The sequence below is a fragment of the Streptomyces sp. NPDC020362 genome (assembly GCF_040642095.1).
GTDB lineage: Bacteria > Actinomycetota > Actinomycetes > Streptomycetales > Streptomycetaceae > Streptomyces.
Genome location: NZ_JBFAET010000271.1, coordinates 1 through 9,651, shown reverse-complemented (window position 1 = coordinate 9,651; position 9,651 = coordinate 1). Strand labels below are relative to the sequence as shown.

General features: G+C 72.0%; 11 protein-coding genes and 1 pseudogene. 4 read left to right on the top strand and 8 right to left on the bottom strand.

What is annotated here, in order from left to right; translation table 11 throughout:
- Positions 1-884 (bottom strand): annotated as a pseudogene (locus AB0H32_RS43850) (hypothetical protein); the annotation flags it as partial.
- Between the two features lie 266 nt (positions 885-1,150).
- Here AB0H32_RS43850 and AB0H32_RS43845 point away from each other — a divergent pair.
- Positions 1,151-2,977, top strand: a complete 1,827-nt coding sequence (locus tag AB0H32_RS43845) for an endonuclease/exonuclease/phosphatase family protein (RefSeq protein WP_361133854.1) — start codon at positions 1,151-1,153, stop codon at positions 2,975-2,977.
- Between the two features lie 7 nt (positions 2,978-2,984).
- On the opposite strand, the gene AB0H32_RS43840 is transcribed toward AB0H32_RS43845, so the two are convergent.
- From AB0H32_RS43840 to AB0H32_RS43820, 5 genes are all read right to left on the bottom strand, one after another.
- Entirely contained in the window at positions 2,985-3,722 is a 738-nt protein-coding gene (locus tag AB0H32_RS43840; protein ID WP_361133851.1) for an SRPBCC domain-containing protein, read from the bottom strand.
- Between the two features lie 26 nt (positions 3,723-3,748).
- Complete coding sequence (locus AB0H32_RS43835) at positions 3,749-4,354, bottom strand: helix-turn-helix domain-containing protein (protein WP_361133848.1); 606 nt, start codon at positions 4,352-4,354, stop codon at positions 3,749-3,751.
- Positions 4,355-4,453: 99 nt separating this feature from the next.
- Entirely contained in the window at positions 4,454-4,729 is a 276-nt protein-coding gene (locus tag AB0H32_RS43830) for a hypothetical protein (protein ID WP_361133845.1), read from the bottom strand.
- A 98-nt stretch (positions 4,730-4,827) separates the two neighbouring features.
- Positions 4,828-5,523 (bottom strand): hypothetical protein, encoded by a 696-nt coding sequence (locus AB0H32_RS43825; protein WP_361133843.1) that lies wholly within the window; start codon positions 5,521-5,523, stop codon positions 4,828-4,830.
- Positions 5,520-5,660 carry a hypothetical protein gene (locus AB0H32_RS43820; protein ID WP_361133840.1) on the bottom strand — a complete coding sequence of 47 codons (141 nt, stop codon included), beginning with the start codon at positions 5,658-5,660 and terminating at the stop codon, positions 5,520-5,522. Before AB0H32_RS43820 ends, AB0H32_RS43825 begins: the two co-directional genes overlap by 4 nt.
- 169 nt (positions 5,661-5,829) lie before the next feature.
- On the opposite strand from AB0H32_RS43820, the gene dapA reads away from it, so the two are divergent.
- Positions 5,830-6,723 carry a 4-hydroxy-tetrahydrodipicolinate synthase gene (gene dapA, locus AB0H32_RS43815; protein ID WP_361133838.1) on the top strand — a complete coding sequence of 298 codons (894 nt, stop codon included), beginning with the start codon at positions 5,830-5,832 and terminating at the stop codon, positions 6,721-6,723.
- On the opposite strand, the gene AB0H32_RS43810 is transcribed toward dapA, so the two are convergent.
- Positions 6,724-7,944, bottom strand: a complete 1,221-nt coding sequence (locus AB0H32_RS43810; RefSeq protein ID WP_361133835.1) for a WD40 repeat domain-containing protein — start codon at positions 7,942-7,944, stop codon at positions 6,724-6,726.
- Complete coding sequence (locus tag AB0H32_RS43805) at positions 7,941-8,561, bottom strand: SigE family RNA polymerase sigma factor (RefSeq protein ID WP_361133832.1); 621 nt, start codon at positions 8,559-8,561, stop codon at positions 7,941-7,943. The genes AB0H32_RS43810 and AB0H32_RS43805 overlap by 4 nt, the downstream gene beginning before the upstream one ends.
- A 140-nt stretch (positions 8,562-8,701) precedes the next feature.
- On the opposite strand from AB0H32_RS43805, the gene AB0H32_RS43800 reads away from it, so the two are divergent.
- Together AB0H32_RS43800 and AB0H32_RS43795 are read left to right on the top strand one after the other, a co-directional pair.
- The gene (locus AB0H32_RS43800; protein ID WP_361133830.1) at positions 8,702-9,217 is read left to right on the top strand and encodes a hypothetical protein; all 516 of its coding nucleotides are present in this window, start codon (positions 8,702-8,704) and stop codon (positions 9,215-9,217) included.
- 135 nt (positions 9,218-9,352) lie between these two features.
- The gene (locus tag AB0H32_RS43795; protein ID WP_361133827.1) at positions 9,353-9,577 is read left to right on the top strand and encodes a helix-turn-helix transcriptional regulator; all 225 of its coding nucleotides are present in this window, start codon (positions 9,353-9,355) and stop codon (positions 9,575-9,577) included.
- The last annotated feature ends 74 nt before the right edge of the window (positions 9,578-9,651 follow it).

Genomic DNA, 9,651 nt, shown 5'->3' with positions numbered 1-9,651 from the left:
GCCGCGCCCTGGCCGGCGCGCGCGCCGACCGCGGGCGCCTCGAACCCGGCCTCCAGCATCCGGGCCCGCAGCCCGTAGGCACCGAGCGGGGTGAGCCGGACCATGCCGTAGCGGGAGACGTCGGTGTCGTCCACCGGGGCGGCGGGCTCCTCGTCGGCGTCGGCCATCAGCGCCTCGTCGACGGGCTGGTACGCCACGAGCCCGGCCGGCTCCAGCATCCGGAACTGGTCGTCCAGGCGCATCATCGCGTCGGAGACCTGCTCCAGGACGTCGTTGGTGGGCTCCCCCATGTCGCTGGGGACGATCATCGAGGCGGCGAGGGCGGGCAGCGGCACGGGAGCCTCGCCGGGGCCGTCCTCGCTGACGGTCAGCAGGTAGAGGTTGCCGAGGACGCCGTCGAGGAACTCCGCCTCGGCCTCCGGGTCCCAGTCGAGTGACGCGAAATCGACCGTGCCGCCCTCGTCCAGAGTGTCGACCAGGTCGTCGAGGTCGGGCACGCTCGCGTCCGCGATGACGGTTTCCAGGGCGGTGAGCCAGACGGCGAGCACGTCGTGCGGCGAGCCCGCGGTGAGCAGCGCCAGCTCCGCGCCGGCCGCCACGGTCCCGGCCTCCTCGTCGGTGATCTCGACCAGCCCGGCGTCCACGGCCACCCGCCAGGCCTCGCTCGCGTACGCGGCGGCGTCGTCCCCGCTCAGTCCGAGCACGTCGGCGGCGGCGGGCAGTTGCTCCTCGACCAGTCCGCCGCCGGCGTCCACCCGGGTCCCGGACCCGGCCCAGCGGGCGAGGCGGGCGGCGCGGGAGAGCAACGGTGTGGACAGCGCGGCGCGCGCCAGCTCCGCTTCGGGGTGCAGCCGTACGGGCGGCAGGGGGGAGCTGTCTGACATCGGCTGGTTCTCCTCGGACCGTGAACGGACTCAACCGCTCAGCCTAGACGGATTTCCACCCATGCCACCCGGTTCATGTCTCCGTCGGGCACCGTACATGGCCGAAACCTTGACAACTCCCGGCGCCAGGCAGGAGATTGACGCGCGTAGAAGTTGGGGGAACGACTGTTCACTCTTTTCTCTGCGTGTCACACAGGGCTACGAGCCCTGCACGCTCCCGTTCCACCCTCGTCCCGGCGCTCACGCATGTCCCCGGAGGGAATCCCTTGCCGAGCAGGTCTTCCGCGCGCCTCGCCGCGCTCACCGTCGCCGCCGTCTGTTCCGCGACGTCGGCCGTCGTCCTCACCTCGCCCGCGCACGCCGACTCGGTGCGCATCCACGACATCCAGGGTGCGACCCGAATATCGCCGTACGCGGGCCAGAAGGTGACGGACGTCCCCGGCATCGTCACGGCCACGCGCACCTACGGCTCCTCCAAAGGGTTCTGGATCCAGGACCCCACCCCGGACGACAACCCGGCCACCAGCGAAGGCGTGTTCGTCTTCACCAGCTCCGCGCCGAAGGCCGCCGTCGGCGACTCCGTCACGGTGACCGGCACGGTCTCCGAGTACGTCCCGGGCGGCACGTCCTCCGGCAACCAGTCGGTGACGGAGATCACCAAGCCGACCGTCACGACCGTCTCCACGGGCAACGCGGTCCCGGCCCCGGTCGTGATCGACAGTCACTCCGTGCCGGACGAGTACGCCCCCGCCGGCGACACGGCCGCGAGCGGCTCCGTCAACGGCCTTGCCCTGGACCCGTCGAAGTACGCCCTGGACTACTACGAGTCCCTGGAGGGCATGAACGTCCAGGTCGCCGACACCCGCGTGGTCACCACCACCGACCCCTACAGCGAGCTGTGGGTCACGGTGAAGCCGCGCGAGCACCGCACCCACCGGGGCGGCACGCTCTACGGCTCCTACGACTCCCAGAACACCGGCCGCCTGCAGATCCAGTCGCTGGGCTCGACCGCCGACTTCCCGAAGGCGAACGTCGGCGACACCCTGGAGGGCACCACCGCGGGCCCGCTGGACTTCAACCAGTTCGGCGGCTACACGCTGGTCGCGAGCTCGCTCGGCACGCTCAAGAGCGGCGGTCTGCAGCGGGAGACCACGCAGAAGCAGGCGCGCGGCGAGCTGGCGGTGGCGACCTACAACGTCGAGAACCTCGACCCGTCGGACGCCACCTTCGACAAACACGCCGCCGCGATCGTGAACAACCTGCAGTCGCCCGACATCGTGTCCCTGGAGGAGATCCAGGACAACAACGGCGCCAAGGACGACGGCACGGTCGACGCGAGCCAGACCGTGAACAAGCTGATCGACGCGATCGTCGCGGCGGGCGGCCCGAAGTACGACTGGCGTTCGATCAACCCGGTCAACGACCAGGACGGCGGCGAGCCGGGCGGCAACATCCGTCAGGTGTTCCTGTTCAACCCGGAGCGGGTGTCCTTCGTGGACCGCGCGGGCGGCGACTCCACCACCGCCGTCGGCGTCACCAAGGTGAACGGCAGGGCGCAGCTGACGGCCTCCCCGGGTCGCATCGACCCGGCCGACGCGGCCTGGAACAACAGCCGCAAGCCGCTTGCGGGCGAGTTCGTCTTCCGCGGCAAGACCGTCTTCGTGATCGCCAACCACCTCAACTCCAAGGGCGGCGACCAGGGTCTGACCTCGCAGTTCCAGCCGCCGGTGCGCAGCTCGGAGGTCCAGCGCCACGCACAGGCGACCGAGGTGAACGCGTTCGTCAAGGACATCCTGTCCGTGCAGAAGAACGCGAACGTCATCGCGCTCGGCGACATGAACGACTTCGACTTCTCCGGGACCGCCAGGATCCTGGAGGGCGACGGCGAACTCTGGTCGGCCATCAAGTCGCTGCCGAAGAGCGAGCGGTACACCTACGACTACCAGGGCAACCAGCAGGTCCTGGACCAGATCCTGATCAGCCCGGCGATCCGGCGCGGCTGCGACTTCGAGTACGACAGCGTGCACATCAACTCGGAGTTCAACGACCAGATCAGCGACCACGACCCGCAGGTGCTGCGGTTCCGCCCGTAACTGTCGCTCAGGACCGGCTGAACACGCCGTTCAGCCAGTCCTGCCAGGCGCCCTCGTTCGCGCGGGCGTCGGCGTCCGGCGCGAAGTCGTGCACGCTGATGCCGACCGGGGCGCCCCAGTGGCCCCGCCCGAAGAAGCGGATGAGGGCGTCGTCGGTGCGCAGTCCGATGAAGTACGGGTCGACGTAGTCGACCACCGCGTCCAGGGTCCGCCCGCCGGGTCCCTGGGCGCTCACCTTCGCCCCCTCGGTCACGCCGTCCGGCAGGCCGAGGGCGCGGCCCACGGCGGCAAGCGCCTCGGGCGTCTGCGAGGCCGCGGGACCCTGCAGCTGCGCGAAGACGACCGGGCGGGGCGCGAAGTGCGTCAGGTACTCGCGCAGGGTGTGCAGGTAGAAGCCGGTGTGCTTGCTCGCGCCGTCGTACTGGTTGTCCCAGTCGTCGGTGAAGATGCCGCTGTGCACATAGCGCACCCAGGCGCGACGGCCCTCGTCGCGCGGCTCGATGGTGTAGTCGAGCTGGTTGACGGACTGGACCGGGAAGCCGACGTTCTCGCTGCGGTTGGTGTAGCGGTGGGGCGGGTCCCAGGCGGTGACGGTGGACCCGAAGGGTCCGCTGCCGCCCACCCGGGGCTCGGGCGGGTCCATCGGCCACAGGTATCCGCCGGTTCCGGTGGTGACGGCCTCCCACACCTTCTCGGGCGGGACGTCGACCTCGAACTCGCGGGCGATCTCGAATTCCTTGGACATGGTGGAGCTCTCCTGCTCGAAAAGGCTTACTGGGGGTCGGGTTCGGGCTGGTCCTTGACCGTGGGGTGCAGGGCGACGACGATCCGGTGGGGACGGCCGCCCTCGGCGTCGGGGGCGTCGTACTTGCGGATCAGGGCGCTCACGCCTGCCGTCAGTTCCTGCACGAAGGCGGCGCGGTCGGCGGCGGAGGCGAAGCGGACCTCGCCGTCCAGGGCGTAGGTCGCCAGTCGTTTCCGGGCCTTGGCGGCACCGGTGATCAGCGCGCCGACGTCCCGCACCAGACGGGCGCCGAGCGCGAGCAGCCAGCGTGCGGAGAGCTGGTCACGGAAGCGGTCCGGGTCCGGCTGCACGGGAGCGAGCGCGGCCGGCGAGATGACGTACGACGCGGCGGTCGCGCGCATCAGCCGCTCGGTGACATTGCCCTTGCGGCGCTCTCCGGCCAGCTCGACCAGGCCGTGCCGCTCCAGCGTCTTGAGGTGGTAGTTCACCTTCTGCCGGGGCAGCCCGACCTGGACGGCCAGCATCGCGGCGGAGGCCGGCCCGGCGGCCAGCTCGGCGAGCAGCCGGGCCCGTGTCGGGTCGAGCGACACGGCTGCGGCCTCGGGGTCCTCGATCACGGTCACATCCAGCATGCGTCCACCGTCTCACCGAAAACTTTTTTTGTCCAGACGGACCAAGTTGTCGGTGAGTGGGTGACGTGCAGCCTCTGACCGCCGAGGTACCGGAGGAGGTCAGTGGTGGCGGCGGCGCAGCACACCCACCGTGAGGACGGCGGCGCCGGCGGCGCCCGCGACCATCAGGGGGCGCGGGTGCTTCAGGGCGGCCTGGGAGGCGCTCGACCGCAGCTGCACGGTCATGGCGCCGGCCTTGTCCCTCAGGTCGGCGGCCCGGGTCAGCGCCCGGCCCTTCACATCGGCCCTGCCGAGCCGGCTGCGGGCCTGCTCGAACTGGTGCCGCAGTTCGTCGGGGCCCTTGGCGCCCGAACCGTGCGGGATTCTGTGCGTCATCGGTGTGCCCTTTCCCTGATCACGTCCGGCTGGACGCATCCGATCGCGGCGTCCGCCTCCTCTCCGTACGCAGTTGCAGGCGCCCGGCCCGAAGACCGTCAGCCCCGCTCCGCTCCCCCGGCGCCGCGTTCACCGAGGCGGGCGAGTTGGGTCTGGAACCAGTCGAGGCGCGCCTGCAACAGGGCGGCCTCGGCCGCGAGTTCGGGCACCCCCAGGTCCCCGTCGGCCGTCGACTCCGCGGAAGGGGCCGCCGTACCGGCACCGCTCGCGACCACACGCAGCCCCTGACCGGTGAGCCGGGCGAATCCGGCGAGCGAGAGGGACGTACGGCCGCGCACGCAGCCCGCGCACACGGGTGCGAGGGCCCTCCAGCCGGGTCTGCCCCAGCCGGCGTCGGCGAGCGCGACCGCGGCGGCACCGCAGGCGCACGGGCCGGCGGTCACCGTGCGCACTCGCTGCCGGGCGTAGCGGAAACCGCGCTCGAAGCGGATGTAGGCACCGAGCACGGAGACCTCGAGCAGGACCGCGGCCCGGTGCTCCTCGGTGCACAGCAGGGCCTCGGCGGCCGCACGGTCGTGCACGCAGTGGAAGCCGCAGTCGCACCGGCGCGCGGGCGGGCGATGCCTGCGCCCGTAGACGCAGGCCGCGTCGTCGAGCACGCCGTACGGCAGCGCGCCGCCCAGTGACACACCGGTGAACCCGGCCCGGGTGCCGTCCTGGTACAGCACCGGGTGGGCGATCTTGTAACCGGTCGGCGGCTCCGTCGGGCGTTCCGCCGGGAGCCGGAGCCTCATCGGCCCGCCGGCACCTCTTCGCGGTCCGGCTCGGCCGGTGCGGTGAGGGTGATCTCCTCGGGGAGCTGCGGCTCCTCCTCGTGGACGAGCGGCCGCTCCTCGGCGACTCCGATGGCCAGTGCCTTGCCGAGCTTCATGGTGCCTCCCATGACCGACGTCAATGACCGTCCGCGCCCATAGTGACCCATGAAGGGCCGAGTTGGACACAGGACCGTCGGCCACCCCCTCAATAAATTAGCAATACTTAGCAATACTTCGTAGAAGAATTAAGTAGAGCTTCATCGTTTTGGTGCCGAGACTACTCCCATGACGAACCGACGCAAGCCCTTCGGCCGCACGCTGTGCGCGATGATCACCCCGTTCACCGAGACGGGCACGCTCGACCTGGAGGGGGCCCGGCGGCTGGCCGGCCACCTGGTGGCGCAGGGCTGCGACGGGCTGGTGCTGAACGGCACCACGGGCGAGTCGCCGACCACCACGGACACGGAGAAGGCGGAGCTGATCGCGGCCGTCCGGGAGGCGGTCGGCGAGGACGTCGCGCTGGTGGCCGGCGTCGGCACCGCCGACACACGGCACACGATCGCCGGGGCCCTCGCCGCCGAGCAGGCGGGCGCCGACGGCGTGCTGGTGGTGACGCCGTACTACAGCAGGCCGCAGCAGGAGGCCGTGGAGGCGCACTTCCTCCAGGTCGCCGACGCCGGCGGCCTGCCGGTGATGCTCTACGACATCCCGGGCCGCACCGGCACCCGCATCGAGCCGGAGACGATGATCCGCCTCGCCGGACACCCTCGGATCGTCGCGGTCAAGGACTGCTCCTACGACTTCCTCGGCACCCAGAAGGTGCTGGCCCGCACGGATCTGGCGTACTACGCGGGCTGCGACGAGCACGTCCTCGCGCTGTACGCGGTGGGCGCGGCCGGGTGCGTCAGCACGGTCGCCAACGCCGTCCCGGCCCACATCGCCGCCGTCCTCGACGCGTTCGACGCCGGCGAGACGGCCCGCGCGGCCGAACTCCAGCTGCGGGCCACGCCGTTCATCGAGGCGATGATGGGCGCGGGCCTGCCCGGAACGGTCACCGCCAAGGCGCTGCTGCCCGAACTCGGCCTGCCCGCGGGCCCGGTGCGCGCCCCGCTGCTGCCCGCCGGCCAGGAGACGGCCGACGGGCTGCTGGCGCTCCACAAGGAGCTGACGGCGGCGTGATCAGCGCTCGGCGAAGACCGGCTGCCAGTACCCGGAGCCGTCGTCCTCGTCACCTTTCTGGTAACCGCTGAGCGGGACCACCTTGGTGCTGCCGATCGTGACCAGCACGAGCCGGGGCCGGTACAGCTCCTCGTGCGGATCCCGCTCCCAGGCGATGAGCCGCTTGTCGTCCACCCAGGCCAGCAGCTCCGCGCCGCGCACCCGGGTGATCTCCCTGCCGGTCAGCGGATCGCGGATCGAGGAGTACGACGTGCCGTGCGGCTCCGCCACCAGGCCCCAGGCCGCGAGCCGCCCGCCCGGGGACAGCCGGGCGCCCACGTCCCACCTCAGATGGCGTTCGTTCGCGGGCGCGGCGGCTTTGCGGCCCGCGAAGTCGTAGAACTGCTCCATTCCGTCCCGGGACCCCACGATCCGCCCGTACAGCAGGTCGCCGGCGCGGCTGAAGGCGAGGTCCTCCCGGCCCTGGACGGCCCGGTCGGGCGCGACACGGACCCAGGTCCCCCTGCCGGAGGCCACGTCCAGGATCTCGAAGCCGGTCCTGGGTGTGGACCCGAACCGCGGACCCCATGTGGAACGGCCCGTCCGTGCGTTGGTGATCCTGCCGTAGGCGTCGGGGTTCTCGCTGTACGTCGTGGCGACCAGCCTGCGGCCGTCGCGCGAGAAGGCGAGCCCCCCGACGCCGTGGGACACCGGGATCCACCGCTCGACCTCCCCCGTCGCGAGGTCGAGCAGGCCGATGCGGGCGGCGGGCAGCTTCCGCTCCAGCACGGCGGCGGTCCGCAGCCCCGGGGCGACGGCCACGACCGACCAGCGGGCGTCCTTCTCGTACCGTCCGGTCCCGGGGTTCAGCAGCCGGTACGTGCGCTCGCCGATCGCGAGGCCGGCGGTCTGCGGCACGACTCTCGTCGTGGAGTACGCGGCCAGCGCGGACCGCCCCGCCGCGACCAGGTCCCGCGGCGGCGACTGGTCCGGGTGGGCCCGGACGTCGCCGGAGTCGAGCACACGGGACGGCCGTACATCGTTCTTCCCGCCGGAGTCCAGGAGCGGCACCCCCACGCCGACGGCGACCACGGCGGCAGCCGCCACGGCGACGGAGGCGAGCCGGCGGGTACGGCGGCGCCGGCGCACGCCGAGCACCCGGTCGGCGAACCCCGGCGGCACCGGCGGCTGCTGCGCGGCCTGCTCCCGCAGCGCGTCGCGCACGAGTTCCTCGACGTTCACGGACGCACCTCCACGGGCGAGAAGTCACGGGACGGCTGCCGGCGGGCACCGTCCGGGCCGGGCGATGTGGCCGTGTGCGCCTCCGGCGCCCCTGCCTCCGGGAGGTCACGGCCGGTGCCGCCTTCGGCGGTCAGCTCGGGTGCGAGCGTGCGCAGCCGGGCCAGCGAGCGGTGGGTGGTGGACCGCACGGTGCCCACCGAGCAGCCCAGCAGCCGGGCCACCTCGGCCTCGGGCAGGTCCTCGAAGTAGCGCAGCACCAGCACGGTGCGCTGGCGGGCGGTGAGCCTGGACAGGGCGGTACGCACCACGAGCCGCACCTCGGCGGCGCCGGACGCGTCCGGGGCTGCGGCACCCTCCGGCAGTTCGGCCACCGTGACCTCCCGCCGCGGCCATTTCAGCCGCCAGCGACTGACCTGCTGCCGGTAGAGGATCCGCCGGACGTAGGCCTCCGGTTCGTCGATCCGATGCCAGCGGCCGGCCGCCTTGACCAGCGCGTTCTGCAGCAGGTCCTCGGCGGCGTGCCGGTCCCCGCCGGTCAGCAGGACGGCCGTCTTCAGCAGTGCCGGCGTACGGCCGGCCACGAACTCCCGGAAACTCTCCTGCGCCTGGGCATCCATCGTCACCTTCTCTGTCCCCCGGGCCGACCTGCTGTCGGGGCCCTGCATTCCTGGTGACGCGCGGGCGAGGCCGCCACTATGCCTGCCCGGCGGAAGAAAATCACGAGCCCGGCCGGCCCCCCGCGCCGTACGGTGGCCGAGTGAGCCGCCCGCTGCTGTTCCTGGACGTCGACGGTCCCCTGAACCCCTACGCGGCCCGGCCGGAGCGCCGCCCCGAGGGATATACGACGATCCGGGCGTCCGTCCGTCCGGACAGCCGCCGCCCGCTGCGGGTGTGGCTGAACCCGTCCCACGGCCCGGCGCTGCTGTCGCTCGGCTACGACCTGTGCTGGGCGACGACCTGGATGGCCGAGGCCAACTACTGGATCGCCCCGGTCGTGGGCCTGCCCGAGCTGCCGTACGTCGACTTCGGCGCCGATCTCTTCGCCGAGCGGCCGGACGGGGTCCACTGGAAGACGGAGAGGATCGTGCGGCACGCCGCGGGCCGTCCGTTCGCGTGGGTGGACGACGAGCAGGGCCCTGCGGACAGCGTCTATGTGGCCGCACACCATCCCGGGCCGGCGCTGCTGCACCACGTCGACCCGAGGATCGGCCTGCGCAGCGAGGATTTCACGGCCCTGGCGAAGGCCGCGGCAGGGCTCGTGACACGCCTGTGACAGTCGGCGGACACCGCCATGACGTCACCTAAGCAAACTCTAAGAAACAGGGCGAAAAGCCGATATTCGGACATTTAGCCCCTGCTTCCGACGACGCGAGCAGTGACACCGGGCCGACCTCCCGAAGGACTTCCCATGAGCCTCACCGTCACCACCCCCCAGGCCGAAGCCGCCGCGCTGGCTCCGCGCGAGCGGGAGACCCTCCGCCACATCGCCGCCGGACGCACCTACCTGCAGACCGCCCGCCACATGGGGCTCTCCAAGCACACGGTCGACGCCTACCTCCGCCGTATCCGGGCCAAGCTCAACATCAACAGCACGGCCGAAATGACCCGGCTGGCCATCGCCCTCGGACTGTGACACGGATCCGGCACAGAGCCGGACGACCGGCGGAGGCCGGGGCCGGGGGGGCCGCCGCCGGGCGGGCCAGTCGC

What these genes read in the sequence shown, in the direction of transcription:
- dapA (WP_361133838.1), top strand. Translation starts at nt 5,830, where the DNA reads ATGACGAACCGACGCAAGCCCTTCGGCCGCACGCTGTGCGCGATGATC.
- AB0H32_RS43805 (WP_361133832.1), bottom strand. Translation starts at nt 8,561, where the DNA reads ATGGATGCCCAGGCGCAGGAGAGTTTCCGGGAGTTCGTGGCCGGCCGT.
- AB0H32_RS43840 (WP_361133851.1), bottom strand. Translation starts at nt 3,722, where the DNA reads ATGTCCAAGGAATTCGAGATCGCCCGCGAGTTCGAGGTCGACGTCCCG.
- AB0H32_RS43835 (WP_361133848.1), bottom strand. Translation starts at nt 4,354, where the DNA reads ATGCTGGATGTGACCGTGATCGAGGACCCCGAGGCCGCAGCCGTGTCG.
- AB0H32_RS43825 (WP_361133843.1), bottom strand. Translation starts at nt 5,523, where the DNA reads ATGAGGCTCCGGCTCCCGGCGGAACGCCCGACGGAGCCGCCGACCGGT.
- AB0H32_RS43820 (WP_361133840.1), bottom strand. Translation starts at nt 5,660, where the DNA reads ATGAAGCTCGGCAAGGCACTGGCCATCGGAGTCGCCGAGGAGCGGCCG.
- AB0H32_RS43830 (WP_361133845.1), bottom strand. Translation starts at nt 4,729, where the DNA reads ATGACGCACAGAATCCCGCACGGTTCGGGCGCCAAGGGCCCCGACGAA.
- AB0H32_RS43795 (WP_361133827.1), top strand. Translation starts at nt 9,353, where the DNA reads ATGAGCCTCACCGTCACCACCCCCCAGGCCGAAGCCGCCGCGCTGGCT.